General features: G+C 48.8%; 24 protein-coding genes and 4 tRNA genes. 4 read left to right on the top strand and 24 right to left on the bottom strand.

From position 1 onward, the window contains the following. Positions 1–7: 7 nt before the first annotated feature. The 24 genes from ACKTS9_RS17710 to ACKTS9_RS17595 form a co-directional block, all read right to left on the bottom strand. Complete coding sequence (locus tag ACKTS9_RS17710) at positions 8–1,432, bottom strand: DUF4340 domain-containing protein (RefSeq protein WP_407881978.1); 1,425 nt, start codon at positions 1,430–1,432, stop codon at positions 8–10. Further along, positions 1,419–2,879: a GldG family protein gene (locus tag ACKTS9_RS17705; protein ID WP_407881976.1), complete on the bottom strand. Its 1,461-nt coding sequence runs from the start codon at positions 2,877–2,879 to the stop codon at positions 1,419–1,421. The genes ACKTS9_RS17710 and ACKTS9_RS17705 overlap by 14 nt, the downstream gene beginning before the upstream one ends. Next, the gene (locus tag ACKTS9_RS17700) at positions 2,879–3,742 is read right to left on the bottom strand and encodes an ABC transporter permease (protein ID WP_349216078.1); all 864 of its coding nucleotides are present in this window, start codon (positions 3,740–3,742) and stop codon (positions 2,879–2,881) included. Before ACKTS9_RS17700 ends, ACKTS9_RS17705 begins: the two co-directional genes overlap by 1 nt. After that, the gene (locus tag ACKTS9_RS17695; RefSeq protein ID WP_407881973.1) at positions 3,739–4,719 is read right to left on the bottom strand and encodes an ABC transporter ATP-binding protein; all 981 of its coding nucleotides are present in this window, start codon (positions 4,717–4,719) and stop codon (positions 3,739–3,741) included. The genes ACKTS9_RS17700 and ACKTS9_RS17695 overlap by 4 nt, the downstream gene beginning before the upstream one ends. A gap of 142 nt (positions 4,720–4,861) precedes the next feature. After that, positions 4,862–6,070 (bottom strand): sensor histidine kinase, encoded by a 1,209-nt coding sequence (locus tag ACKTS9_RS17690; RefSeq protein ID WP_349216081.1) that lies wholly within the window; start codon positions 6,068–6,070, stop codon positions 4,862–4,864. Continuing rightward, entirely contained in the window at positions 6,063–6,740 is a 678-nt protein-coding gene (locus ACKTS9_RS17685; protein WP_349216083.1) for a response regulator transcription factor, read from the bottom strand. Before ACKTS9_RS17685 ends, ACKTS9_RS17690 begins: the two co-directional genes overlap by 8 nt. A 245-nt stretch (positions 6,741–6,985) precedes the next feature. After that, a complete protein-coding gene (locus ACKTS9_RS17680; protein WP_349216085.1) occupies positions 6,986–7,666 on the bottom strand; it encodes a FadR/GntR family transcriptional regulator in 681 nt (226 codons plus the stop codon). Positions 7,667–7,763: 97 nt separating this feature from the next. Beyond that, positions 7,764–8,180, bottom strand: coding sequence for a cupin (locus ACKTS9_RS17675; protein WP_349216087.1), 417 nt, complete (start codon positions 8,178–8,180; stop codon positions 7,764–7,766). Between the two features lie 16 nt (positions 8,181–8,196). Continuing rightward, positions 8,197–9,132, bottom strand: a complete 936-nt coding sequence (locus ACKTS9_RS17670) for a transketolase family protein (RefSeq protein ID WP_349216088.1) — start codon at positions 9,130–9,132, stop codon at positions 8,197–8,199. Continuing rightward, positions 9,125–9,946 carry a transketolase gene (locus ACKTS9_RS17665; protein WP_349216090.1) on the bottom strand — a complete coding sequence of 274 codons (822 nt, stop codon included), beginning with the start codon at positions 9,944–9,946 and terminating at the stop codon, positions 9,125–9,127. Before ACKTS9_RS17665 ends, ACKTS9_RS17670 begins: the two co-directional genes overlap by 8 nt. A 48-nt stretch (positions 9,947–9,994) precedes the next feature. Continuing rightward, complete coding sequence (locus tag ACKTS9_RS17660; RefSeq protein ID WP_349216091.1) at positions 9,995–10,834, bottom strand: carbohydrate ABC transporter permease; 840 nt, start codon at positions 10,832–10,834, stop codon at positions 9,995–9,997. 18 nt (positions 10,835–10,852) lie between these two features. After that, on the bottom strand, positions 10,853–11,725 hold the full coding sequence (locus tag ACKTS9_RS17655; protein ID WP_349216092.1) for a carbohydrate ABC transporter permease: 873 nt from the start codon (positions 11,723–11,725) through the stop codon (positions 10,853–10,855). 151 nt (positions 11,726–11,876) lie between these two features. Then, complete coding sequence (locus ACKTS9_RS17650; RefSeq protein WP_349216093.1) at positions 11,877–13,163, bottom strand: ABC transporter substrate-binding protein; 1,287 nt, start codon at positions 13,161–13,163, stop codon at positions 11,877–11,879. Between the two features lie 648 nt (positions 13,164–13,811). Continuing rightward, positions 13,812–13,887: transfer RNA gene (locus tag ACKTS9_RS17645), tRNA-Gln, on the bottom strand. Positions 13,888–13,932: 45 nt separating this feature from the next. Next, positions 13,933–14,009, bottom strand: a tRNA-His gene (locus ACKTS9_RS17640). 6 nt (positions 14,010–14,015) lie between these two features. Next, positions 14,016–14,092 (bottom strand) — tRNA-Arg (locus ACKTS9_RS17635). Between the two features lie 131 nt (positions 14,093–14,223). Next, on the bottom strand, positions 14,224–15,312 hold the full coding sequence (locus ACKTS9_RS17630) for a hypothetical protein (RefSeq protein WP_407881968.1): 1,089 nt from the start codon (positions 15,310–15,312) through the stop codon (positions 14,224–14,226). A gap of 69 nt (positions 15,313–15,381) precedes the next feature. Then, positions 15,382–16,593 (bottom strand): ABC transporter substrate-binding protein, encoded by a 1,212-nt coding sequence (locus tag ACKTS9_RS17625; protein ID WP_349216094.1) that lies wholly within the window; start codon positions 16,591–16,593, stop codon positions 15,382–15,384. Next, on the bottom strand, positions 16,590–17,462 hold the full coding sequence (locus ACKTS9_RS17620) for an ABC transporter permease (RefSeq protein WP_349216096.1): 873 nt from the start codon (positions 17,460–17,462) through the stop codon (positions 16,590–16,592). Before ACKTS9_RS17620 ends, ACKTS9_RS17625 begins: the two co-directional genes overlap by 4 nt. Next, the gene (locus tag ACKTS9_RS17615) at positions 17,459–18,268 is read right to left on the bottom strand and encodes an ABC transporter permease (protein WP_349216098.1); all 810 of its coding nucleotides are present in this window, start codon (positions 18,266–18,268) and stop codon (positions 17,459–17,461) included. The genes ACKTS9_RS17620 and ACKTS9_RS17615 overlap by 4 nt, the downstream gene beginning before the upstream one ends. A gap of 1 nt (position 18,269) precedes the next feature. After that, the gene (gene potA / locus ACKTS9_RS17610) at positions 18,270–19,319 is read right to left on the bottom strand and encodes a spermidine/putrescine ABC transporter ATP-binding protein (protein WP_349216099.1); all 1,050 of its coding nucleotides are present in this window, start codon (positions 19,317–19,319) and stop codon (positions 18,270–18,272) included. A 413-nt stretch (positions 19,320–19,732) separates the two neighbouring features. After that, entirely contained in the window at positions 19,733–20,110 is a 378-nt protein-coding gene (locus ACKTS9_RS17605) for a NifB/NifX family molybdenum-iron cluster-binding protein (protein WP_349216101.1), read from the bottom strand. Next, a complete protein-coding gene (locus ACKTS9_RS17600; protein WP_349216102.1) occupies positions 20,107–20,463 on the bottom strand; it encodes a DUF134 domain-containing protein in 357 nt (118 codons plus the stop codon). Before ACKTS9_RS17600 ends, ACKTS9_RS17605 begins: the two co-directional genes overlap by 4 nt. A gap of 95 nt (positions 20,464–20,558) precedes the next feature. Beyond that, positions 20,559–21,884, bottom strand: a complete 1,326-nt coding sequence (locus ACKTS9_RS17595) for a pyrimidine-nucleoside phosphorylase (RefSeq protein ID WP_349216104.1) — start codon at positions 21,882–21,884, stop codon at positions 20,559–20,561. 95 nt (positions 21,885–21,979) lie between these two features. Between ACKTS9_RS17595 and ACKTS9_RS17590 the strand changes: the two genes are divergently transcribed. From ACKTS9_RS17590 to ACKTS9_RS17575, 4 genes are all read left to right on the top strand, one after another. Next, positions 21,980–22,064, top strand: a tRNA-Leu gene (locus ACKTS9_RS17590). Positions 22,065–22,193: 129 nt separating this feature from the next. Further along, entirely contained in the window at positions 22,194–22,970 is a 777-nt protein-coding gene (locus tag ACKTS9_RS17585; RefSeq protein WP_349216106.1) for a helix-turn-helix domain-containing protein, read from the top strand. A 525-nt stretch (positions 22,971–23,495) separates the two neighbouring features. Beyond that, positions 23,496–24,629 (top strand): galactose ABC transporter substrate-binding protein, encoded by a 1,134-nt coding sequence (locus ACKTS9_RS17580; protein WP_349216108.1) that lies wholly within the window; start codon positions 23,496–23,498, stop codon positions 24,627–24,629. A gap of 156 nt (positions 24,630–24,785) precedes the next feature. Then, positions 24,786–26,285 carry a sugar ABC transporter ATP-binding protein gene (locus tag ACKTS9_RS17575; protein ID WP_349216109.1) on the top strand — a complete coding sequence of 500 codons (1,500 nt, stop codon included), beginning with the start codon at positions 24,786–24,788 and terminating at the stop codon, positions 26,283–26,285. The last annotated feature ends 6 nt before the right edge of the window (positions 26,286–26,291 follow it).

Here is a 26,291-nt window from a genome sequence, read left to right as displayed (position 1 = left end):
AATTCTTTTATCCGTTGAGTACGATTGAGTTAACCGCCTCTACCAAATCTACCACGCTGTCACGTGCAACAAGAGAAATTGGCTCTCCATCCACCACGGCGAGGCAGTGATCGCCGTCGTAGCGGTACAATTCCACATGGACCGCGGGGCTTCCTTCCAGATCCAATGTCAACGTCAGATCGATTTCCTCTCTCTGCGTCGGCTCCTCATCGGTAAAACTATCCGCCGACAAAGCCTGCAGCGCACTTTGCAGCTCATCGATCTCAAGTTCTTCGTCACCGTAATAGTACGTTCTGTCGTCGCCCGCACCTTTGCTGGAAATCGTATAATTGACATCTTCCAAAACAATATCAATCTGTGCGATGTTCTCAAAATTGGCCGGAACAACCTCTTTATGACGGAAATCATCGATCGACGATGCCATTAAAGCTTTGTATGCATCCGTAGAAATTTTGTAGACAATGGGAGACTCTCCTACTCTCGCGTAGGCTGTGATCTCCTCTTCTTCTGTCTCTTCGCTTTCGTCCTGCGTTGCCTCCGATTCGGACTCTTCCGGGAGCGGCTGAGACGGATCATGGCTGACACTCAGTACAAACGTTCCGGAAGTTTCATTGTCATCCTCGTCCGTCGTGGTATAGTCAATCTCCATCGTCAGTTCCGGATCTGCCAAGCCGTAAGTTTCCAAATCTTCCTGCGTAGCATTATACGTCATATATTCGGTCATATCCATATTTTGAAGTGTGCTGAGATATGTCTCGATCTCTGACGTATTCAACGGCAAGGTCTCTCCATCTACCTGTGTAAAGTAGACGTCTTCCTCTCGGTAAGTCTCCGTACTGTCTTCTTCATATCGAATCTGATATTCTTCTTCCCCGGAGAACCGGATTTCTGTCACCTGATCGAACGCAGGGACTTCGTCGTTCTTGATTACATCGCTGAGCTCTGCATCGAAAGAATCCAGCGGATCGTTTTGAACTAAGTATACATTTCCGTCGCCGATTGAAACATAGCGTTCGGAATCCATGGCACTGTAGTCTCCCAAAAGAACGGTATACTCCTGATCTTCCGTGCCGATATTGATCGTGCATACCGGATCGTTTAAGCCATACTGGCCAAAATCTTCCACATCTTCAATGATGAAAGATACACCAAAGGCCTCAAATTGAGAAAGCAGTTCATTGATTTTCTCTTCATCTACCGGGAATGCATCATCGTCGTCATAGACCCATGCGTCGTCTTTGTGGAACGAAAGCGAAACGGTTTCATTTTCCCAAGACAGTGTTTTCACCGAATCCGTTGGGATCTCCAAAATCACTTCATCGCTGTTTTTGATCTGTTCCTTGCGGGTCTCATATTGGCTCACACCGAATGTTATCAGACATGCGACCAGGAGAACCGCCAGCAGGGCGTATATTCTTTTAAACCGCTTCATTCTGCATCCTCCTTCTTCTCAGGACCACTGCAATGCCGACTCCCAGATACACAAGCGGGAACACGCCGATCATCATGACTTTCAGCAACGAAGACGTGGAATCACTGATTGTCAGATAATTGTAGTTCAGTGATTTGCTCCGGATTGCCATTGCTTCGCTCTCTCCGATCATAGAGGATACCGCATTCATCCCCAAGTTCACATTTGCACCGGAAGAGTACGCATTGTATGTGTCGTCCAGGAAACTGGAAGAGGAGAACCAAACAATTCGACCGTCATTTCCGCTGTCGATCGAAACCGCAACCGCAAAGGGGCCATCGATATCTCCCTCTTCCTTCTCATACGTCTCAAGGTCATACCCGGCCACCTTGCTGAAAGATGCATCAGAGGTTGTGAGAAGTTCTGTCACCGAAGAAGCAGTGCTGTCTACAACCAGGCCCTGGGACAGCGGCATAATGGGATAATAGTGTTCCTCAATCAAAGAATCTGTAATGTCACTGCTCGCCATATCCGGCATCAGAACAAACGGCGCCTGGAACGCGTAATGTTCCCGATCTCCTTCAATAACGATTCCCTTGCTAGCTGTCACGCCATAATCCGACAGAATGCTGTACAGATTTTCCAAGGTGCCACCTTCGGTGGGACCTGCCATTACCAGTAATTTGCCGCCATTCGTCACATAGTCTGACAGCATTTCTTTCTCTTCCTGAGAAATATCGGTTGTAGGTGCATAAATCATTACACAAGCCGCATCTTCCGGAATCGCGTCCACTGTGAGCAGAGAGAACGTATTCAGTTCCATGTTTTCTTTTTCAAGCTGCTCGCTGAAGGTTGTGGGCAGCTCTGCCTCACCGTGGCCTTCCAGAACGTAGATTTTCGGCTGTTCTTCATTCACCACATAATCAATTGCGGACGTAATTGCGCCCTCGCCATCAAACGACGTATTGTAAGAATAGGAATACATATCTGCTTCACTGATGTAAATGTCATCGTAACCAATGAAGCGGCTGCGATCACCACATTCCACAACCAGGCTGTTGTTCTCCACGGTCTCATCTGTATACTGCTCTGCAAATGTGGGGTATATATCCGGATTCTTTTTTATAACCTCGATATGATCCGAAAGAACGTCGTATCTGTCCAGAAGATTCTCAATCACCTTATCCTCTTCGCCCGCCTGAACGATCCAATAAATCGTCACATCTTCTTCAAGCGCATTGACCACGGCTTTTGTATTGCTGGTAATCGAATACAGCTTTGTGGAACTGATGTCGTACTGCGTCCAAGTGGTAGGAAGCGCTGCCGCCAAAATATTAAGAACAATCAAAAGCGCCAAAACAATGGCTGTGACAATTAACGAATAGGAGCCGCCCTGAAACGCAATCCGGTTGTTTTCCGCATTTGCCGACGGCTTTTCCGAACGGTGAGGAATCTGCAATTTTTTCATCAGTTATACCTCCTTTTTTCAAGAGACTGCACCGACAGGAACAAAAAGAAGGCAATCACACTCAAATAATATACAATCGCCGTCATGTCAAACACTCCGTTCACAAAGACGGTAAAGCGCTCAAACAAAGATAACTTTGTCATGATGTCCGGCAGCAAGCCTTCAAAGGCACTGCTGTCAATGAAGTAAGCAATTGCAGTTGCTGCTATCAGAGCAAAACAAATCCAATAAGCGAGATTTCCGTTTTTGGTCAAATATCGGATCACTGCTCCCAAGACAAGAATCAGTACAATCAGCGCCACTACAGAACCGATCGCAGTGGAAGAAACATACTCCGACAAACTGACGCTGTAATAGTTCAGCAGAATCACAGCGATTCCAATTCCGGCTGCAAGGCCCTGATTATCTGTGAGCGAAGAAATGAACACGCCCACTGCAATCAATGCTGCACCCATGATGAAAAATGCCAAGATGGATCCGTAAGAGGTCAGAAGATATACATCACCAAACTGCGCAAATACAAGCGGATAAATAGAAATAATCAACAGTGGAATCAGATACAGGACCAGAAGCGCCAAATATTTTCCAAACACAACCTGTGTTGTAGTAATAGGAAGCGAATACAGCAGCTGGTCTGTTTTCTGCTTGCGTTCTTCCGCAATCACACGCATGGTCAGAATGGGTACAATGACCACGAACACCAAACTTCCGAAATTGAGCACATACTCAAAATTGCTGACTGCCGCCTGAATGTTATACAACATGGCGCCAATTCCCACAAATGCAAGCAGGAACGCACCAAACACGTAAGCAGTCAAAGAGTGAAAATAGCTTTTCAATTCATGCTTCAAAACTGCAATCATGTGTCTGACCCCTCACTTTCCACCGGGAGATTTTCCGTTTCATTCTTATCTGTCAATTCAATGAACACATCCTCCAGGCTTCCTTTTTTGAGTGCCATCTCTAAAAGAACCACTTCTTTCTTCGCAAAGGCGAAGAAGATATCACGCGAGACACTGTAAATGTCCTCCTGATCGGTTTTGAGGAGCATGGCAACTCGCCCGTTCTCCTGCGAGCGCACCTCACACTCAGAAATATGGTTTACCGACGACAAAATCTCTTTTGCCTGCTTATCTGTTGCCTGTGCCACAACAGTAATCTCGTTTGGAGTCAGCAATTTTTTCTCCAAATTTTCCGGACGGTCGAAAGCAATCAGTTTTCCTTTGGAAATAATCAGAATCTTTTCACAGATCGTCTGAACTTCCGACAGAATGTGAGAGCTCAAAATAACCGTATGCGTCTGCCCCAATTGTTTGATCAGGTCGCGAATCTCAATAATTTGAAGCGGATCCAAACCCACCGTGGGTTCATCCAAAATAATCACTTTCGGATTGCCCAGCAAAGCCTGCGCGATTCCCACGCGCTGTTTGTATCCTTTGGAAAGGGCTGAAATACAGCGTTTTTTGACATTATCGATCTTTGTCTGCTCGATGACTTCCTGAATTTGCTGCTCCAGTTCTGCGCCGCGCAGCCCCTTGGCTTCGCCTACAAAGCGAAGATACTCTTCCGGCGTCTCGTTCATATAAAGCGGTGGCTGTTCCGGCAGATAACCAATCCGTTTCTTCGCCTCTCCCGCATCTTCAAAGATATCATAGCCGTCTATCTGAACATGTCCTTTTGTGGCCGACAAACAGCCGGTCATAATGTTCATCGTGGTTGATTTTCCGGCGCCATTCGGCCCCAGGAAGCCGTATACGTGTCCTTCCTCGATCTCGAAGGAAAGGTCATCGACTGCTGTGAAATCCCCATAGCATTTTGTCAGATGTTCAACCTTGATCATGATGGACCTCCTCATTCCTTGTATTTCACGCGTACATGCGCGGCTGAAACCATTGTCATTATAAAATCCCATCCTGAAATGAGACTGAAAAATCCTATCCCGCAAACAAAAAAAGAAGCCTTCTTCCAGAAGGCTTCTTTTTTTAAACGCAAGGCAGAACTACCGAAAAACAGTTATGCCCGTTCTGACTCTCTGCCCAAATTTTCCCTTGATGCTGTTTGACAATGCTTTCCGCGATGGAGAGCCCCAAACCAAAGCTACCATTTCTGCTTCTAGCCGGATCCGCCCGATAAAACCGCTGGAAGATTTGCACCAGCTCTTCTTTACTGAGCGATGGTCCTTCATTGATCACCTGTAAAACACAATGCTCCTTGCCTTTCTTGTGCAGCGTTACCCAAACGGACCCGTTCTCATTCGAATATTTGCCGGCATTATCCAGCAAAATATCCACCAGCTGCCGAAGCTGGGATTCGTCTCCGGATACATGAATTTTCTCATCCACTTGCGTGAAAAGTTTCAATCCTTTTTCAAAAAGAACCGGTTCAAAAGTCATCGCTGCATAGTCTGCCAGCTTGCTGAGGTCTACATCTCGGAAGACACATTTGGCCTGCGCATTATCTGTTCGCACAAGTTCCAGCATCTGCTCAATCAAATTGCGCATTTGGCCGGACATGGTAACAATCCCCTGCAAAAAGCCTTTCTGCTTCTCCTCGCTGTACTCGGCGCTTTGCAGCAGTTCCGCATTGGTCATAATGACCGTCAGCGGAGTTTTTAATTCGTGCGAAGCCGCCGCAACAAACTGCTGCTGCTGTTTCCACGCCTGTTCCACTGGGCGCACTGCCCATTTTGAAAGCAAAATACTGCCCCACAAAAAGAACAGAAAGCCGATTCCACCAATCAGAAGGCAGGTTTGCAATAAGTTTTGCAGGGTCGCTCGTTCACTGGAAATATCTGCGAACACAACGCAGGGATTCACCGGAGTTTCCACCCGGTAATAGCGCAGATTATACTTAGAAAGAACGCCGAAACTTTTGGGCGATGCCAGCACATCCTGAATCAAATCATCCAGCAAATCGCTGTCCGAGAGGTCATAATATCCCCCGCCTGCCTCTACCAATTCTCCGCGCGGGTTCAATCGCAGTGTGAAAAAAGGGAGGCGCACATTTTCTCCCATTTCACCGGGAACCCCCAAGTGAAACGGCTGCGTCGCGATACTCTGCATCATACGAAGGCTTTCCTGCTCCAGATTGGCGCTGGTGAAATAAAAGACCAATCCCAAAATGACACAGAGCAGGATGGTTACAATGCTCATATTAATGGCCACAAATTTGATTCGAAGTTTTTTAATCATCCCCGCTCACCTCCAGATGATACCCAAGTCTGCGGATCGCTTCGATTCGGATATTGGAGCCAATACCTGCTAATTTTTTTCGCAAAAAGCCAATATATACCTCTACATGGTTTTCCACCGCGTTGGAATCATACCCCCAAACACGCGATAAAAGAAACTCTTTGGAAACATTATGCTCTCTCGCCTGCAAAAGAAGCCGCATCATATCAAACTCTTTTGCGGACAGGCGGATTTCATTTCCATGGCAGCGCAGCATTGCACTGTTCAAGTCCAACGTTGTATTTCCGTAAGCCAGTTCATTGACCTGGGAACCCTGTCTGCGCAGCAATGCGTTAACACAGGCTAAAAGTTCCCTTGTGTCAAAAGGCTTTGGCAGGTAATAATCCGCGCCTGCATTGAGCCCCGTAACGCGATCATCCAGCGCAGATTTGGCAGTCAGCATAAGAATAGGGGTGCCCAAATGTTTGGCACGGAGGCGGCGAGCCACTTCATAACCATCCATCTTGGGCATCATCACATCCAAAATGATCAGGTCATAAACCCCCAGCTCCGCGTATTGCAAGCCCGCTTCTCCGTCATGAACAATTTCCACGTCAAAACCTTTTTTCTTCAAAAGTTCTCCAACAGACGCAGCGAGCAGCTGTTCATCCTCGACGATCAAAATTTTCAAAATTTTCCCACCTCACCATTTCCAGCATACGTTCAAAAGCTGAAATCAAGCTGAAAATGTTCGTGTTTTTCTCATCATAACATTTAACAAGTACAGAATCCAGAAAATCCTCTATGATTTCACTATTCAAACACACAACATAAAAATGGGAGCATCTCTCTTTTATCTCAACGCACCCCACGCATATTGAATACAAAAAGAGTCGGGAGTTTCCAAGAACTTTCCCGACCCTTTTTGATTCATCCTCACAAGCGGCTTTTTTGAACCATGTAATTGATCACGCGATATCGAACATCCGCAAGCTGTTCCTTAGTCACCTGCTGCAGACCCGCCAAATCCTGGCGCGCCAAGGCTTTAATCAAGTCCTCATGCTGACAGGCTACCACCATCAAGTCCGGATGTCTGGTTGCAATTTGCGTATTTAAGAGAGACCACAACGCGATCAAAAGCTGTTCCGTCAACACGTTCCCCGCATTATGAAACATGGTCATATGGAAAGCTCGATCTTCTTCCATGAAGGTCTCACCGCGCTTGGCTTTTTCTTTCATACGTTCAACTTGCGCACCCATAAACTGAAGCTGCTCTGTATCAATTCGTTCTGCCATACGGGGCAAAGCCGCCATTTCCATGGAAGTTCTGAGTTCCAGAATATCAAAAAGAATATCCGGTTTTGCTTCCAGGACAATGCCCCAGGTATTGATAATTTGATCAGTGAGATCAGGCATTTTAACTGTACGCCCGCTCCCCTGAATGGAGGTAAGAATTCCCTGCGCCTCATACGCATTCAGAGCATCACGCAACGCTGTACGGCTCACGCCAAAGCGTGCGGTCAACTCCTTTTCCGGCGGAAGCTTATCGCCCGTCCGAAGATGCTCTGTAATCAACGCAGCAATCTGCCGGTTGAGCTCGTTTTCCTTCAACGCCATTTTCTTGCCTCCCTGTTTCATTCAAATTACACAAAAGCCGCCTGCCCACTGGACAGACGGCTTTTGCACAATCATTTGCTACTGCAAAAACTCGCTCTTAGACCAGCGCTTTAATCTCAGCGATCTGATCCTCAGTCAGATTGTAAACATCACTGTTGGTCATGTCAGTGGGGTTGTTCTCAATCAAGATCAGTTTTGCACCCGGCTGAGTCACGGTGTTGTGCCACAGAGTAGCCGGAATCTTATAGACCTTCATCGGCTCCATTTCCACTTTTCCGATATTTACTGCGGTGCCATTGTCGTCATCCGCATACAGCAAAGTGCAACGGCCATCCAACAGAACGAAAAGCTCGTCCGTCTTGTTGTGACGCTCCAAGCAAGTCGTGCCGCTGATATCGTTCGCCGGTTTCCAGTTTTTAATGCCCACTTTCCAAACGGGGTTCTCGTACACCCATTTCAAAGCAGTCTTGTTATCGCCAGACTCATTGTGGCCGTAGCTTTCAATTCTCAGCATCCTGAATCTCTCCTTTTTATTTCAGCAGAGCTTTCGCTTTGTTGGCAATATTGGCAGCAGTCAGACCATACTCCTCGAACAAAGACGCAGGTGTGCCAGACTGACCAAACTTGTCTTCAACGCCAACACGGTCCATCTTCACATTCACTTTGCCCATCAGAGCCTCGCAGGTTGCAGAGTACAGGCCGCCGATGACGGAGTGTTCCTCAGCCGTTACGACTGCACCGCATTTCGCTGCGACAGCCGCAATCGTCTCTGCGTCAAAGGGCTTGATGGTGTGAACATTCACAACCGTAGCTTTGATGCCGTCAGCAGCCAGCAGATCCGCAGCTTTCAGAGCTTCCGGAATCATCAGGCCGGTAGCGACGATCGCCACGTCGTTGCCATCCTCACGCATGATGTTGGCTTTGCCGACAACAAACGGAGTATCCTCTTCCGTGATGCAATCACACACAGGACGAGCCACACGGATATAAACCGGGCCGTTGATTTCAGCAGCTGCAAAAACAGCTTTCTTCATCTCGATGGGATCGCAGGGAACCAAAACGGTCATATTGGGGACAACACGCATCAGCGCAATATCCTCAATCGCCTGGTGGCTGCCGCCGTCTTCGCCCACGCACAGACCGGAATGAGACAGGCCGAACTTAACGTTCAGGTTATCATACGCGACAGAGTTACGGATCTGCTCATATGCACGGCCAGCGCCGAACAGAGCAAAGGTGCTGACAAAAGGAACATAGCCTTCCGTTGCGAAACCGGCAGCGCCGCAAACCATGTTTGCCTCAGCAATACCGAAGTTGAAGTGACGATCCGGGAATTTTGCCTGGAACATATTGGTCATTGTGGCGTGTGCCAGGTCGGCATCCATAACCACAATCTTATCGTTTTTCGCGCCAAGCTCTGCCAGAGCTTCGCCATAGGCAACGCGCAAAGATTTACTCTCAGCCATTGTCAGATACCCCCAGTTCTTTCAGTGCATTCTCATAGTCCTCTTTGCTGGGCGCTTTGCCATGCCAGCCAAACTGGTCTTCCATGAAGGAAACGCCATGGCCCTTATGGGTCTCGCAGCACACAAACAAAGGCTTGCCTTCGTGCGGCGTATTCACAGCCTTCACGATGGCTTCGATGTCATGGCCATCCACCTTGACGCACTCAAAGCCGAAAGCTTCGTATTTTTTCATCACATCGCCCAAGCTCATGACCTGGTCGTTGCTGCCGTCAATCTGCAGACCGTTGTGGTCCAGCATAACCGTCAGGTTATCCAGTTTGTAGTGAGCAGCGCTCATAGCGGCTTCCCAAACCAGACCTTCCTGGATCTCACCGTCGCCCACGATCGCAAAGACGCGGTTGGAAGAACCTTTCTGTTTCAAAGCCATTGCAATACCGCCGGCAACTGCAACGCCCTGGCCCAGAGAACCGGTGTTCATGTCAATGCCCGGGGTCTTCTTCATGTCAGGATGTCCCTGCAGGTGGCTGTGCAGTTTGCGCAGAGTCCACAGGTCTTCACGCGGGAAGAAGCCCAGGTCCGCCAAAACGGCATACAGAGCCGGGCAAGCATGCCCTTTGCTCAGGACCAGACGGTCACGGCCTTCCCATTTGGGGTTCTTCGGGTCGAATTTCATGACGTCGTTGTAATACAGCGCCATCAGCATCTCAACTGTAGACAGAGATCCGCCCGGATGTCCAGACTGGCACAGGTACAGCATTTTCAGAATGTCTGCGCGCAGATGCTTTGCTTTTTCTTTTTGCATAGCAAGTTCCATGATGTTGATACTCCTTTTATATAAGTTATCAGGGAAACCCAACTGATTTTAACCCTTGACAGCACCTGCCGTCAAGCCTTCCACCAACCGTTTTTGTGCAAAGAAGAACATTACACAAACGGGGATGATCGTAATGATACCACCAGAGGTGAGCAAATCCCACTGGACGCCCAAGTTACCAATCAAGCTCTTCAGAGCAACCGGGATTGTACGGTTATTGGAATTGGTAAACATCATTGCGAAAGTATACTCGTTCCAGCTCTGCATGAAAATGTACACGCCCGTAGAAATCAGGCACGGGACCAAAACCGGAAGAATAATTTTCAAAAATGCCTGTGCACGGTTGCAGCCGTCCACCATTGCGGCTTCCTCCAGAGACATCGGCAAGTCGCTGATGTAACCATTCAGCAGCCATACAGTAAAGGGAATGGTAAATGTCGTATAAGACACAATCAGAGCCAGCGGAGTGTACAGGATTCCCAAAGTACGCATGATGGAGTACAAGGGGATCATCAACAGAACCGTCGGGAACATGTTGTTGGTCAGGAACATCACCATCAAGCCTTTACGGCCACGGAATTCAAAACGCGTAAAGGCATATGCTGCCAGAGTGGCAACTGTCAATGTAACGATCGTGGTGATTACTGCAACCAGCAGGCTGTTCCCCATGGGCTGCAGGAAGTTGAATTCGCCAAACAGTTTTTTATAGCTGTCCCAAGTGAATGTTTGCGGCCAATAAGTAACCGGGCCATAAAGCTCGCTCTCCGGTTTTACGGAAGTCACAAACGTCCAGTAAAACGGGAACAGGAGGAACAGCAAGATAATAAACAGCGGAAGACCTGCGGTCAAAAAACTTTTTCCAAGATTCTTTTTTCCAACATAATTCATAATCACGTTCCTCCTTTCTTAATTTTTCTTCAGCATCTGCTTCAGATACGGCACCGAGACCAGGCACAACAGAAGAGTCAGCAGAATCGACATTGTAGCCGCATAGCTCAGATTCAAAGCCGTACCTTTGTTGTACACATAAACGCTCAACGTCTGCGTAGAATAAGCAGGACCGCCGCTGGTCATATTGAAGATAACGTCAACCGAGTTGGCAACCCAGATAATACGCAAAAGTGTTGTAACGAAAATAGTGTTTTTCAAAGAAGGAATCGTAATCCGGAACAAACGCTGGAACCAGTTTGCACCGTCAATTGCTGCCGCCTCATACAGATCGCCCGAAATTCCCTGCAGACCAGCCAGCAGCATCAGCGCAAAGAACGGAACACCCTGCCAGATAATCGTGATTACAACCGAAGGGAAAGCCGTCGTAGTCTGCGCCAAGAACGCAATGGGCTGATCAATGATATGAAGTTTCATCAGCAGATCATTGATAACACCATAGTTGCCGTCATACATCCAGCGCCACATCAAACCGATCAGAACGCCAGGTGTAACCCACGGGATCAAGCTGACTGCACGGACAACGCCGCGACCGCGGAAATTGCGGTTCAGAAGAAGCGCCAGAATGAATCCAAAAACAAATTGGAATCCTACGCCAAACACAACCCACAAAATCGTCCGCCACAAGCTGGACCAGAACAGAGGGTCTTGAAAGACCGCGATGTAGTTGGCAAAGCCAACAAAACCAATATCATTCGGACGACGCAAGTCGTAGCTTTGAAAGCTCATCAAAATTGCATTGCATACCGGGATAAACACCACGCAAATGACAACCAGAAGAGCGGGCAGCACGAGCAGATAGGGCCAAATACTCTTTTTGCCTTTTTCCAATCTCCTTCACCCTTTCCTCTCTTATATAACCTTATTTATTAAAGCACAATGAATTAGCTTTCTCAAAAAACGGGTAGGCTACAACCATGCAGCCCACCCGTGCCGGCAGAGCCGGTTTATTGCTTTTTAGTGGAACAGATTCGCTGTTAAATTAGCCCCACAATCCCGTCTGCAGAGTCTGCATAGCCTCTTCAGCCGTAATCTGGCCGAGCAGGGCCTGCTGAACCGTAGAGGGCCAAATGTTGGCAATCCACTCAGAGGTCGTATCCAGAATGGGGACAATACCCGCAAAATCCTGGCCTTCGATGGAAGCTTTCATAAAGCGGTTATCCTGGAACTCGTCCATAGCCTGAACACGCTGGGACACAGGCACGTTGCCCGTAACAGTGCACCAGGTCTCCTGGCCTTTGCCAGTTGCCAGATAAGCCAGCCACTCGAAAGCAGCTTCTTTGTTCTCGCAGGACTCAAACATAACGTTCTCGGTGTCGCCCATAGAGGTCCAACGGCCTTCGCCTGCCGGGAACTGGAACGCAGCAACGTCATCGCCGAAGGTGTCTACCATGCCTTTGTAAGAACCGGTGTGGTGGATAACCATCGCACATTTGCCGCTCTTGAAGTTGGTCTCGATCGTCTCCTGGAAGCCATCGTTGGGAGCGGTGGAAGGAACGCAGCCATCGGTGTACAGATCGATGAAGTCCTGCATACCTTTCACGGAAGCTTCGCTGGTCATATCCTCGAAGCTGCCGCCAGCAGCGTAGATGAAGCTGCCCCAGGGCTCCTGTCCGCCGGAAGCGCCGCGCATGGAGAATCCATACTGATCAACCACGCCGTCACCGTCGGTGTCCTTCGTCAGAGTGCGGCAAGCCTCAAGGAACTCATCATAAGTGGTGGGAACCTCAATGCCAGCCTCTTCAAACATGGACGGACGATAATAAACGTACAGGATCTGAGTGTTCCAAGGCATGACATACACGCTGTCAGTGCCGGAAGCCTCTTTCATAACATTCCACAGGTTCTCTGCGATGTCATCTTTATCTTCCCAGTTTGCAATATACTCGTCCAGGTTGACCAGCATATTGTTAGCCACGAAGCTCGGAGTTGCGGTCAGTTTGAAAGACGCAACGTCGGGGCCGCCGCCGCCGATCACGGCATTCAGCAGGTTGGTGCTGTATCCGCCGCCATCCCAAGGCTGCTGCTCAGCAACCACAGTGATGCCCTTTCCGTTGGTTGCGTTAAAATCAGCAACCATCTCATCCATGGTCTTCGCATACTCGTCGTTGTCTGCCCAGTACCAATAGGTCAGGGTAACATCGCCGGTGCTCTCAGCTTCTGTGCCGCTGCCGGACGTTGCTGTGCTGCTTGCGCTGGAAGAGCCGCAAGACGCCAGCAAGCCAAGGCACATAACCAAAGAAAGTGCAATGCTTACTACCTTTTTCATAATTTGCCTCCCAAATTATTTTTTTCGGTTCTGCGAACCGATTTACACACAAAAATGCCGATCGGAAGTCATCATACAAATTAATCTTTTGCCTTGTAAAGTCAAACTCCTTTTCAAATCATTTTTCTGTGTTTTCGTTGACTAAATGGTACCATCCTTAATCGTTTGTGTCAAGAAAATATATCCGATTCTCTCCATTTTTGTAGATATGTAACATTCGCTGCCTTTTAAACTAGTAAATCTGCAAATAGTTTTGTTGCTATTTGTATGATTAATTGCTCTATTTAGAGAATAATAACTCGATTTTGACGCAAAGCGTAAAAATTCATCATACAACTTTGCATTTCAAAATCGTTGAATTATTCTGTTTATATATACAGTTTACAAGGCACTTTTTACTTTTGTCTTCAACGCTGTCCTATGTAAAAATATTTTCATTTCTCGCTCCGGAAGCAGGCTGACTTCTCTTTCTATTCCGGGCTGTTCCACCCTTCACACTTTATTCTTTTGCTTTACGCTCTATCCTCTTTCAGCCCATACTCCTTTTCATTTTCACCCACAGTTGCATTGTTCCAATATTTCATGCAAACGTCAAAAGGCCCGGGCATAACCCGGGCCTTTTGACGGAGAAAATCCTGTTCTCATTTTTGGTTGGGCCAGCTGGATTCGAACCAGCGCAGTGACGGAGTCAAAGTCCGTTGCCTTACCGCTTGGCGATGGCCCAATATAGGAAGACGGCAAACCCTTACGAATTTGCCGTCCCTTTTAATGGGGTGGGAGATGGGACTCGAACCCACGACATTCAGATCCACAATCTGACGCTCTAACCAACTGAACTACACCCACCATATTTGGTGCGCCCAAAGGGACTCGAACCCCTGGCCCACTGCTTAGAAGGCAGTTGCTCTATCCACCTGAGCTATGGGCGCAAACATGAGCCTCTCAGCACGCTGCCTTAATATAATACATTCTCACGAGACAAATGTCAATACTTTTTTCCGGATTCATCAAAAAATATCGGCAGATGCTCATATCGGCATGAGCATCCGCCCTTAAAGGATTAAAGTCCCAGATTGCGGCTGAGCTTTTCAATAAAATCCTGCGCATTGGTCACAATTCCCTTTGCCGCAAGACTTCCTCGATCGCATAATTTGTTGACCGTAAACTCCGAGATGTCTACGCAGTAAAAATAGAGCGGGCGAACTGTCCCATCTTCTGTTACACGGTAAGAGGGCGTCATATTCCCCACTGCAATAGTGTGAAGCATCGTGGCCATACAGATTACTGTTGTCGCTTTCCGCACATGGTTGCGCATCGCGTTCTGAGCCTCATAGACATTCCCGTAGACAGGCGCCAAAGGACCGTCATCGCGAATAGAACCGGCCAGAACATACGGCACATGATATTTTTCACAGTGATAGATGATCCCATCTTGAATATTTTCCTGATTCAGAAAAGCCGGAATGGAACCGCACGAATTGACCCGATTAATTGTATCCAGATGATTGTAATGGCCATTGGGGACGTTCTGCCGCGTATAGATATCCTGCCCGAGAGCAGTATGCAAATAGGCGCCTTCCAAATCGTGTGTCGCCAAGGCATTGCCGGCTAAAATCGCATTTACATATCCGCCCGCAATCATTTTACTGAACGCCTGACGAGCTCCCGCATCAAATGTAAAAGCAGGCCCCATTACCCACACAACATAACCATTTTCTCTCTCATACTTCAAAAGTTCAGCCAATTCATCGTAATCCTGCGAAAAGGCCGTCTCACGGCTTCTCTGTTGACGAAAGGCAAAAACGTCCGCTTTTTCTTGTTTCTGCGAAAAACCGTCCGCCCACAAAAAGATTCCTTCGCTTCCGTCCTCGGAACGTCCAAGGACCACCTGTTCTCCTTTTTTTAGATTGCGGAACTTCTTTACCTGAATCGAACTTCCGTCATAAACAGCCACACAATCCATTCGGCTTTCTTTCGCTAGAATCCATTTTCCATCCAGTTTGAAGTATTCCGGAAAAATGCTCATCGCATGATAATTGTCCGGCGCAACCCCCTCTTGGACCACCGGAGCCAAGACCGCATCCGGTTGATTTGCAAGGCCCAGTGCCTCAAAATCCGGCGCCTGATAAGAACGTAGTGAAAATGCCATAAAAACTCCTTTGAACGCAATGGAAAATCAAGCAGCGCCGACTGACATCGACGCTGCTGGTTCTCTGAATCAATAATCTTTGTGACGTTTCCGAATGGAGGCACGGACAAATCCGCCCACCGCCAGGATCAGCATGACCACCACCAGAACGGGCATCAGCCAAGCGCTCTCGCTTGTGTCATAGCTTCTCACGTCGCTCCAGGCCGTGTCCATCGCGCTGTTGATCTCGTCCGACAGCACTACCATTGCCTCGCTCTTCTGCAGGAGTTCGTCCGAAGGATACATCAAATCGCTTTCGCTCAATTCTGCCGGCAAAAGGTCCTTCACTTCAGAATGCGGAGAAGCATAGCAAATGTACTCAGTGTTGGCCAGAGCCACCTGTGTTTCACACATAAAGTTGATGAACATCTCGGCCGCTTCCTTGTTCTTGGAACCCTTGGGAATGCACATGCCGTCAATGTATTGGTTGGTTCCCTCTTCCGGGATAAACATCGCCAAGTCCGGATTGTCCTGCGCCATGGTGATTCCATCGCCCGCATAGTAGGGAGCCAGAGCCGCCTCGCCGCCGATCATTTTATCGAACACTTCGTCCATGACATACGCCTGGACAACCGGTTTCTGCTCTTTCAGCAGATCCGCCGCCTCTTCCACTTCCTCTGTGGTGGTCGGATTGAGGGAATAGCCCAAAATCTTCAGCGCAATCGCAAAGGCGTCACGGCTGTTGTTGAACATCAGGATCTGTCCGGCATAATCCTCATCCCAGAGGATTTTCCAGCCCTGCTGCAAATCCGCTTCATCCACCATGGTCGTGTTGTAAATCACGCCTACAACGCCCCATGTGTAAGCGACGCTGTATTTGTTCTCCGGATCATAAGGAGCGGATTTGCAGCTGTCAATGATGTATTTGAAGTTGGGGATGTTGTCCATGTTCAGTTCTTCCAGCAGTCCCTCGTTGGCCATGCGCCCGATCATATAGTCGCTGGGAATGATCACGTCGTAATCGCCGCCGCCGCTGCGAATTTTCGCATACATGGTCTCATTGGTATCGTACGTGGTGTAGTTCACTTTGATGCCGGTCAGATCCTCAAACTCCTGGATCACGTCCATCGAGCCATCCTCGCCGTCGGAAATGTACTCGCCCCAGTTGTACACATTCAAAGTGATGTCCTGGCCGCGGAACCGGTCGTAATCATAGCCGGGATCCACCTCCAAAGCAAAAGACTGCATGCAGAACACGCAGAAAAACACCGTAACAACAAACAAAGAAACTAATTTTTTCATGCCATACCCGCCTTTCTCTCTTCTTCGCGCATGATGCGCTCCAGCCGCCGTTCCTTGGCACTGTCCGCTGTATTGGAAAGCAATATGATGCCCAAAATGACCACAAACATAATGGCGGAAAGCGCGTTGATCTCCGGACTGACGCGCTTTTTCGTCATGGAATAGATCGTGATCGGCAGCGTTTGAACGGTGCCGCTGGTGAAATAGGAAATAATAAAATCATCAATGGAATATGTCAGGCAAATCAGGAACGAAGAAAAAATCGCCGGCATCAGTTCCGGCAGGATCACTTTGAAAAACGCCTGACGGGGATTGCACCCCAGGTCCAAAGCCGCCTCATAAATTCGAATGTCCATCTGCCGCAGCTTGGGACTGACATTGAAGACCACATACGGCACACAAAAAGTGATGTGGGCCAAAAGCAGTGTCACCATCCCAAATCCCTGTACCGCGACCTCTTTGTCCAGAATCGTGGAAAGGATCTTGGACATTCCGTCGTTTCCCACCACAAACAGCAGCATCAGCGACACGCCGGTAATAATCTCCGGATTGATGACCGGGATATAACTGACCGTCATGATGGCGCTGCGCGTGCGCTTTTTCATGGAGCTGATGCCGATGGATGCCATCGTTCCCAAAAGCGTCGCCAGAATGGATGCGGCAAACGCAATGATCAAGGAGACCAAAAGGCTTTTCAAAACCATTTCATCGTGGAACAGATTCACATACCATTTAAAGGTAAAGCCCGTGAACACCGCACGGCTTTTGGACTCGTTGAAACTGAACGCGATCAAAATGGCGATGGGAAGGTACAAAAAGCCCAAAAGCGCGCAGAGATAAACACGTCCCAAAACTTTCCACTTTCTCATACCATCGCCTCCATTTCCTCTGTATCGGCAGTGGTAAGGCTCATGCAAAGCAGGACAATCACCATCAGCACCAAGCTCATGGCACTTCCCAAATTGTAGTTGTAACTGTTCCCCAGGAACTGCAGCTCAATCAAATCGCCGATCAGCAAGTTGGAGCCGCCGCCCAGCATCCGGCTGATGATGAACGTCGAGATACTGGGAACGAAGACCATCGTGATCCCGGTGGTGATGCCATCCATCGAAAGAGGAATCAGAACGCGGGTCAGAACGTGGAACATATTCGCGCCCAGATCCTGTGCCGCTTCAATTACGCTGCTGTCGATCTTCACCATGATCGTGTACAGCGGCAAGATCATATAGGGCAGATAGTTGTAGACCATTCCCAGGACGACCGCCCCGGAAGTGTTGATCATCTGAAACGGTCCCAGCCCGAACAGGCCCAGGAACTGATTGATCAAGCCGCCCATCTCCAAAAGGCTCATCCACGCATAGGTGCGCAGCAAAAAGTTCATCCACATGGGAAGCATAATCAGCATAACCATCATTCTCTGCCGGGAGGCCTTCAGTCTGGACAGCATAAAGCTAATCGGGAACGCCAGCAACAGGCAAATGATCGTGGCGATGACCGCGAGGACGATGCTGTGCACAAACACCGCCGTATAAGGGCCCAGTGCCATGATGTTGTCAAAGGTAAATTGCCCTTCCTTATTAGTAAAAGCAAAATAGATAACAATCGCCAGTGGAAAAATAGTAAATGCTACCATCCACACCAGATACGGCGCAGCAAGTGATTTCTTTTTCAGCATCTCACTCTTCCTCCGCGCGGTGCATGATATGGATCTCATCCGGTCCAATGCACATACCGATCAGCTCTCCTACTTGAGAAGCCTGTGTAGAGTGAATGATCCAATCATATCCAGCCTGACGAACATGCATTTCAAAGTGCACACCTTTAAAAATGACGTTCTCGACAATTCCCGTCAGCTGCCCCTGAATAGCCGGCACAACACGAATATCCTCCGGCCGCACAACCACCTGAACAAATTCCTTGGCGCCGAAGCCCTTATCCACGCAGGTGAATTCATTGCCCGCAAATTCCACACAGAAATCGCGCAGCATCACACCATCCAGAATGTTGGATTCGCCAATGAAATTCGCAACAAAGGCATTTTTCGGCTCGTTGTAAATGTCCTGCGGCGAACCGATCTGCTGGATATTTCCACCGCGCATTACCACGACGGTATCCGACATCGTCAGAGCCTCTTCCTGATCATGCGTTACATAAATAAAGGTAATATCCATGCTCTGCTGGATCCGCTTCAATTCGATCTGCATTTCTTTACGCAGTTTCAAATCCAACGCACCCAAAGGCTCGTCCAAAAGAAGCACGCGCGGATGGTTGACCAGAGAACGGGCAATTGCCACGCGCTGCTGCTGGCCACCGGAAAGCGTGACCGTGCTGCGGCGTTCAAACCCTTTCAGGCCCACCATTTCCAGCATTTCCATAACACGCTGACGGACTTCCTTTTCATCCACCTTTTTCAAGCGAAGTCCAAAAGCCACATTGTCATACACATTCAGATGCGGAAACAACGCATACTTCTGAAATACCGTGTTGACCTGACGCTTATACGGCGGCAACGATGTGATGTCTTTTCCGTTAAAAAAGACATTGCCCGATTTCGGTTCGATAAATCCACCTATGACGCGAAGTGTTGTCGTTTTACCGCAGCCGGACGGCCCCAAAAACGTTACAAACTCCTTGTCGTGGATATCGAGATTGAGCCCGTCCAGAACGGTCTCGCCATCGAAATCAACTACAATGTCTTTCAACGATACAACTACACTATTATCCATATGGATTGCATCCCCCTTTGCGGAATTTTCCCGGGAAATGGCCCGGGCCAGTGTCAATTATGCCGCCCCGCAAAAGGTTTGTTACACTGCTCTTATCCCCGACTGAGTGGAAAAATCGGTTTGGCAGCTACAGCGACACATACGATCACCAAGTTCGGCACAGTCAAGCTGCGCCGTGTGTTCAGATGCATCTTAAAACACACAAATGTACTATATAGATTTGTGCACATTTTGTCAATAGTTTTTTCGTAAAAAATTCACAAATTATCTGTATATCTCTGCGTATTCTGAGCTTTCGGAAATAATTCATCTGATTTGCTCTTATTTCCTCTCATTTTCTCATTTTTTCTTCGATTTTCTCTAAATCCACCTTAAAAAAAGATGCGGATGAAATTTCATCCGCATCTTTTTTCTCAGTGGTTTCCACATCCATGATTTCCGCAGGAATGGTTTCCTTCATGATGCGCACAGACCGTGTTGGGATCATAGCGCAGTGCCCCATTCAAAAGTGCCTGCACTGCATCATCGGCAGATCCGACTGCTCCCGGATACAATTCAATTCCAGCCTGCGCCAGAGCGGTGCGCGCTCCGCCGCCAATTCCTCCGCAAATCAGCGTATCCACGCCGCGCTCTTTCAAAAATCCCGCCAAAGCACCGTGGCCGCTGTCTCCAGTAGGAACTACTTCGCTGGAAACAACCGTCCCCTGTTCGACAGTATAAATCTTAAACTGCTGTGTATGTCCAAAATGGCCATAAATATTTCCGTCTTCATACGTTACTGCAATTTTCATTTCAAGTCCTCCTCTTGACTCTGCTGCACGCAGCAGCTTCCGCAAACATTTCCTGCACATGTCTGTGGACATCTTCGGCGACAGCATTCCCGCTGATTGGGACAAACGCGGTAATTTCCGCCGACAATTTTCAAAAAACGACCATTGACCAGTGCATCTGCAATTTTCCGCCGGGCAGACGTGTAAATTGCCTGTACCGTCGTACGTGCCACTTCCATCTGTGCCGCGCATTCTTCCTGGTTCATCTCCAGGCTGTCAATCAGCCGAATCACTTCGTATTCATCCACCGAAAGGACCACAGGCTCCTGCTCTTTCTGTAAATGCAGCGGCCCGAACTCATCCAGTTTCGGCACAGCACAGATTCTCCGACATTTCGTTGGCCTTGGCATTTTCCGCCTCCTATATCCGGCATATGTCAATTATTATTATAGCCAATTTCCGACATATGTCAATAAAAAGCCGTACCTTTTTGAGAAACATAACCAATCAGCAACGGCGGCCGATCGACAGGCTGCGCTGAAAAGCACAGCGCCTGCCGATAAGTATTTTCCGCTGCATCAAACAGTGTTTCATCGGAAGCATACATTCGTGCGATGGGCTCTCCGCGTCGCACAAAATCTCCCGTCTTCTTCAATGATAACAATCCTGCCGTAGGATCGATCGAATCTTCTTTCTTTTGCCTTCCTGCGCCTAGCAGCATGGCCGATATCCCGATTCCTTCTGTATCCATTGCACTGATATAGCCGTCATGCTGCGCAAGCAACGCTCTCTCAAAAGGCGCTTGAGGGAATCTCTCTTCCTGCTGAAGCACCGAAACGTCTCCGCCCTGCGCCGTCACCATTTCATAAAATTTTTGAAGCGCACGGCCATTTGCAATTGCGTTTTGCGCTTGTGCCGCACACTCCGGCAGTGTGCGTTTTTCATCGGAAAGGTGGAGCAAGTGCGCCGCCAGAAGGACACATTCCTGTTGCAAATCTTCGGGACCGCCGCCTTTGAGGACCTGAAGCGCTTCCAACACTTCCACCCCATTGCCGACCGCATGTCCCAAAGGCGTGTCCATACGTGTCAGCAACGCCGCAGTTTTTTTGCCGTGCGCCCACCCGATCGACACCATCATTTCTGCCAAAGCTTGTGCCTCTTGGACCGTCTTCATAAAAGCTCCGCTTCCAACCTTCACGTCCAGCAAAATACAGTCGGAGCCCGACGCCAGCTTCTTGGACATAATACTGGACGCGATCAGAGGAATGCTGGATACGGTCGCCGTAACATCCCTCAGCGCATACATTTTTTTGTCAGCCGGCGCCAAATTTCTGGTCTGACCGATGACCGCCGCGCCAATGGTATTGACCTGGTGTGCAAACTCCTGCTCGCTCAAAGCAATTCGATAACCAGGAATCGATTCTAACTTGTCCAGCGTTCCGCCCGTATGACCCAAACCTCTTCCACTCATTTTTGCCATCTTCAGGCCGCAGGCCGCAGCGATGGGAATAACCGCTAAAGTCGTTTTATCTCCTACTCCACCAGTGGAATGTTTATCTGCCTTAATTCCCTGAATCATGGAGAGATCTTCCGTTTCACCGCTTTGCACCATGGCAGAGGTAAGAATCGATGTTTCCTCCGGAGTCATTCCTTTAAGGTAAATGGCCATGAGCAGAGCACTGGCCTGATAGTCCGGGATTCGATCTGCCGTATATTCCTGTACAAAAAAACGAATCTCCTCTTCCGACAAAACTTTTCCGTCCCGCTTATGGGAAATCACATCGTACATTCTCATAGTTCTGCCCTCCTTATTCTTATTATAATCTCCCGCCGTCCAATGGGCAATTGACAAACGCGGGCACGCTCTGTAAAATGAAACATATAATTTATGCGGGTATGGCGGAACTGGCAGACGCACCAGACTTAGGATCTGGCGGAGTGATCCATGCAGGTTCGATTCCTGTTACCCGCACCAGATAAAAGAATCCGAGCTTATTTTCTCATACGGAAATAGGTTCGGATTCTTTTTTGCCAACTCAACCTAAGGTTTGGTGCACTTTTCTGCAGATATGATATAATTCGGGTTAAGGTGAGGTGGAACCAGATGGACAATGCAAAAACCGGAACTTTCATCAAAGAACTTCGAAAAGAAAAGCATTTGACACAAAAAGAGCTTGCGGATCTGCTCCACGTCACCGACCGGGCTGTCTCAAAGTGGGAGCGTGGCCTGTGTGCTCCGGATATATCCTTATTGGAGCCCCTTGCCGCCGCTTTGGATGTTACAATTGTAGAGCTTCTCTCTGGAGAGCATGGGAACAGCAAGGAACACACCGCCAATCCCGAATCTGTTGCCAAAAAAGTTATTGACTATTCCGAAGGAGAAATTGCTCAAAAGACAAAAGCATTCACACGAAAAGTGATTGCGTACATTCTTTCCGCCTTCCTGCTGTTTTTTCTTTTGATTCCTACACTGAACGGGCTGATTGTGGGAGAGGGTTTTGCATGGCGCTGCATCCCCGCATACCTGTGTGCTCGAAAAGCAGCTCAGGCAATCGAGACACTAGATGAACAGGCAATTCAAAAATTCATAGGAAATTCCGACGATATGTTTTCAGCTTTGTTGGAGCTGGAAGCACAAGGCGTACACATTTGGAATGCAAAAGCCAAGTTTTTTCAAACCCGACTCGATGATATGTTCTTGAATCTGGAAGTCGAACTGATCGTCCTGCACGAAGACATCAAATATCAGTTCAACTGCAGCGGAACCTATCGAAACGGAAAAGTAGAACTTATGAATATCGTCAATCCCAGCGTGGGACAGGATTACCCTGCATGGATTTTGCAGTTAAATGACGCTTTATCTACATATTACCCCGGATAATCCATTTACAACTCCGCAATAATAAAAAAACACGCCTCCATCAGCAGCAAATGCCGATTGGGGCGTGTTTTTTTATCCCCGAGGAAGGCTCTCTGCCTCCGAACAATGCTGTGCAGGCCTGCCGCTTAAGGTCACTCACAAGACTGCAAACAGCTATAATCAAAATCAACACGGCTGCTAACAGCATTATCAGGGACATATTGCATATTTTCCAGTAAGATATGCTTCATATTTCATCTTCACCGATCACGTAAAGCGTCTCACCTTAACAACGCTCAACCACAATACAATCGATCGATGTCAACCCTTCAACCTTTACAGCTTTTCCACCTTTCTTCCCGCCCATCTCTGTTTTCGCCAACAAAAAGTATCTTTGCTTGTGCAATCTGACCTTTAAGCCAAGGAATTTCCTATAGGACAGAAGATTTTTCTATCGATTCTGAAGAAAAATCCCCTTAAAATAAAGGCAGAAAGAGGGACGCAGACAGCGTTCCACACATGCAAAACTTGTAGGAGGATATTTCAATGAAAAAGAAACTTGCACTTCTGCTTTCAGCCATCCTTGCTGTGGGCATGCTCGCATCCTGCGGCGGCTCCTCTGCCGGAAGCACTGCTTCTACGGGCAGCACCACCGGTTCCAGCGTTGCTCAGAGCGCTTCCGAACTTCAGGTCGACGTGTTCTACTATGACTTCTCTGACGTGTACATCTCCACAGTTCGCACTGCGATGGATGAGCAGCTGAAAGCCATGGGCATCGAACCCAAAAACTGGGACGCTGCCGGTTCTCAGCCCACACAGACCGACCAAGTTAAAACCGCTATCACTGCTGGTTCCGATCTGCTGATCGTCAACATCGTGGAAACCTCCACTTCTGACCCTGCGAAGGATATTGTGGATGCCGCCAAAGCAGCTGACATCCCCGTCATCTTCTTCAACCGCGAAGTTGCAGACAACGACGTCATCAACAGCTATGAAAAATGCGCATTCGTCGGCACCAATGCTCCGGACGCTGGCCACATGCAGGGCGAAATGATCGGCGAATATCTGCTGGCCAATTACGACACCGTTGACCTGAACGGCGACGGCAGCATCTCTTATGTTCTGTTCAAAGGTCAGGAAGGCAATGCAGAGGCTGAGGCCCGCACCCAGTACGCTGTAGAAGACGCCAACGCTATCCTGACCGAAGCTGGCAAACCGGAACTGGCTTACTACGACTCCAAAGCTACCACCAAATACCTGGTTGACGCTGCTGGCAAATGGTCTGCACAGGCCGCCAACGACTACATGGTTACCCTGCTGGGCAGCTACAACAAAGACAACAACAACATGGTTGAGCTGATCATCTGCAACAACGACGGCATGGCTGAAGGCGCGATCGCCGCTCTGCAGAACGTCGGCTACAACAATGGCGAAGGCACCACCATCATCCCCGTCTTCGGCGTGGACGCCACTGATTCCGCAAAAGCGCTGATTCAGGCTGGCAACATGACCGGTTCCATCAAGCAGGATGCTGTCGGTATGGCTTCTACCATCAACACGCTGGTCAAAAACGTGCAGGATGGCGCTGAATTGATGGCCAACACCGATCAGTTCACTGTGGACGACGACGTGGCGAAGATCCGTGTTCCCTATCAGATGTACGACGGCACTGAAGGCTGATTTCCCTGTCATCTGAATCGCCCCAACAACACCAGAAAAAGCCAAGCGGGGCCGCCAACAGGCAGCCCCGCTTAGCCCTGACATGAAGAAAGTTTTCGTTCGGGTGCATTTTGCGCCCGGTAAAAGCATTCTTCCGCACAAGAGAGGAGGAAACTTATGGAGCAGCCAGCATTGCTGGAGATGCGCGGCATCTGCAAGAATTTTCCGGGCGTAAAAGCATTGGATCATGTGGACCTGACAGTTCGTCCCGGCACGGTCCATGCTCTGATGGGCGAAAACGGCGCCGGAAAATCGACTCTGATGAAATGTCTGTTTGGCATTTACCATCGGGACGAAGGAACCATTCGCCTGGACGGCAAAGAGGTCAACTTTAAAAGTTCGAAAGAAGCGCTGGAAAGCGGTGTTGCCATGGTACATCAGGAACTGAACCAGGCATTGACCCGCAGCGTACAGGACAACCTTTGGCTGGGCCGTTACCCCAAAATCGCCGGCGTTATGGTCGATGAATCCAAAATGGCACGGCGTACCAAAGAAATTTTTGAAACATTGGGCGTTACCGTAAACCCCAAAGCAATCATGTCCACTCTGCCTGTTTCTCAGCGCCAAATGGTGGAAATCGCAAAAGCGGTTTCCTACGATTCCAAAATCATTGTATTCGATGAGCCCACTTCTTCCCTCACCGAAACGGAAGTAGAACATTTGTTCCGCATCATCAATATGCTCCGTGACAAGGGCTGCGGAATCATTTACATATCTCATAAGATGGAAGAGATTTTGCGCATCAGCGATGATGTTACCATCATGCGCGACGGTCAATGGGTAGCAACCCGCCCGGCAAAGACTCTGACCATGGACGAGATTATTAAGCTGATGGTCGGCCGCGAACTGACCAATCGATTCCCGCCCAAGACCAACGTTCCCGGAGATGTGATTCTGGACGTTCAGCACATTGCGGGCAAGTACACCCGTTTGAAAGACGCCACCTTCCAGCTTCGCAAAGGCGAAATCCTCGGCATTGCAGGACTGGACGGCTCCGGCCGCACAGAAGTTCTGGAAAATCTGTTCGGCGCCATGACACGTGAGGGCGGCACAATTACACTGCACGGGAAAGAGATTCAAAACCGTTCACCGCGGGAATCCATTAAGAACGGCTTTGCCCTGCTGACCGAGGAACGCCGCGCAACCGGTATTTTCGGTATTCGGGACATCAAGGAAAACACCGTGATCTCCAGTTTGAAAGACTACCTTGTAGGCGGCGTTTTCCTGAGCGAGAAAAAAATGCGCAAGGACACAGAGTGGTCCATCCAGGCAATGCACATCAAAACTCCCAGCCAGCACACGCAGATCCGCTCCCTGTCCGGCGGCAACCAGCAGAAAGTCATTATCGGCCGCTGGCTGCTGACCAAGCCGGAGATCCTGCTGCTGGACGAACCGACCCGCGGCATTGACGTGGGTGCAAAATACGAAATCTATCAGTTGATTATTGATTTGGCCAAAGAGGACAAAGGCGTAATCATGGTATCTTCCGAAATGCCTGAATTGCTGGGCGTCTGCGACCGGATTCTGGTAATGTCCGGCGGACAGGTGGCCGGCGAAGTAGACGCAAAGAATACCAGCCAGGAAGAAATTCTGACCCTGGCGGCCAAGTATGTGTAAAGAGGA

This window comes from Owariibacterium komagatae (assembly GCF_045865535.1).
GTDB classification, from domain to species: Bacteria; Bacillota; Clostridia; order Oscillospirales; family Ruminococcaceae; genus Ruthenibacterium; species Ruthenibacterium komagatae.
The sequence above is the reverse complement of the archived record's forward strand: the minus strand, read 5'-3'. Positions and strand labels throughout refer to the sequence as shown.

What these genes read in the sequence shown, in the direction of transcription:
- ACKTS9_RS17605 (WP_349216101.1), bottom strand. Translation starts at nt 20,110, where the DNA reads ATGAAAATTGCAGTAACGTATGAAGACGGAAATATTTATGGCCATTTT.
- ACKTS9_RS17710 (WP_407881978.1), bottom strand. Translation starts at nt 1,432, where the DNA reads ATGAAGCGGTTTAAAAGAATATACGCCCTGCTGGCGGTTCTCCTGGTC.
- ACKTS9_RS17680 (WP_349216085.1), bottom strand. Translation starts at nt 7,666, where the DNA reads ATGGCGTTGAAGGAAAACGAGCTCAACCGGCAGATTGCTGCGTTGATT.
- ACKTS9_RS17595 (WP_349216104.1), bottom strand. Translation starts at nt 21,884, where the DNA reads ATGAGAATGTACGATGTGATTTCCCATAAGCGGGACGGAAAAGTTTTG.
- ACKTS9_RS17670 (WP_349216088.1), bottom strand. Translation starts at nt 9,132, where the DNA reads ATGGCTGAGAGTAAATCTTTGCGCGTTGCCTATGGCGAAGCTCTGGCA.
- ACKTS9_RS17575 (WP_349216109.1), top strand. Translation starts at nt 24,786, where the DNA reads ATGGAGCAGCCAGCATTGCTGGAGATGCGCGGCATCTGCAAGAATTTT.
- ACKTS9_RS17580 (WP_349216108.1), top strand. Translation starts at nt 23,496, where the DNA reads ATGAAAAAGAAACTTGCACTTCTGCTTTCAGCCATCCTTGCTGTGGGC.
- ACKTS9_RS17615 (WP_349216098.1), bottom strand. Translation starts at nt 18,268, where the DNA reads ATGCTGAAAAAGAAATCACTTGCTGCGCCGTATCTGGTGTGGATGGTA.
- ACKTS9_RS17700 (WP_349216078.1), bottom strand. Translation starts at nt 3,742, where the DNA reads ATGATTGCAGTTTTGAAGCATGAATTGAAAAGCTATTTTCACTCTTTG.
- ACKTS9_RS17620 (WP_349216096.1), bottom strand. Translation starts at nt 17,462, where the DNA reads ATGAGAAAGTGGAAAGTTTTGGGACGTGTTTATCTCTGCGCGCTTTTG.
- ACKTS9_RS17630 (WP_407881968.1), bottom strand. Translation starts at nt 15,312, where the DNA reads ATGGCATTTTCACTACGTTCTTATCAGGCGCCGGATTTTGAGGCACTG.
- ACKTS9_RS17660 (WP_349216091.1), bottom strand. Translation starts at nt 10,834, where the DNA reads ATGAATTATGTTGGAAAAAAGAATCTTGGAAAAAGTTTTTTGACCGCA.
- ACKTS9_RS17665 (WP_349216090.1), bottom strand. Translation starts at nt 9,946, where the DNA reads ATGGAACTTGCTATGCAAAAAGAAAAAGCAAAGCATCTGCGCGCAGAC.
- ACKTS9_RS17585 (WP_349216106.1), top strand. Translation starts at nt 22,194, where the DNA reads ATGGACAATGCAAAAACCGGAACTTTCATCAAAGAACTTCGAAAAGAA.
- ACKTS9_RS17650 (WP_349216093.1), bottom strand. Translation starts at nt 13,163, where the DNA reads ATGAAAAAGGTAGTAAGCATTGCACTTTCTTTGGTTATGTGCCTTGGC.
- ACKTS9_RS17705 (WP_407881976.1), bottom strand. Translation starts at nt 2,879, where the DNA reads ATGAAAAAATTGCAGATTCCTCACCGTTCGGAAAAGCCGTCGGCAAAT.
- potA (WP_349216099.1), bottom strand. Translation starts at nt 19,319, where the DNA reads ATGGATAATAGTGTAGTTGTATCGTTGAAAGACATTGTAGTTGATTTC.
- ACKTS9_RS17675 (WP_349216087.1), bottom strand. Translation starts at nt 8,180, where the DNA reads ATGCTGAGAATTGAAAGCTACGGCCACAATGAGTCTGGCGATAACAAG.
- ACKTS9_RS17625 (WP_349216094.1), bottom strand. Translation starts at nt 16,593, where the DNA reads ATGAAAAAATTAGTTTCTTTGTTTGTTGTTACGGTGTTTTTCTGCGTG.
- ACKTS9_RS17695 (WP_407881973.1), bottom strand. Translation starts at nt 4,719, where the DNA reads ATGATCAAGGTTGAACATCTGACAAAATGCTATGGGGATTTCACAGCA.
- ACKTS9_RS17690 (WP_349216081.1), bottom strand. Translation starts at nt 6,070, where the DNA reads ATGATTAAAAAACTTCGAATCAAATTTGTGGCCATTAATATGAGCATT.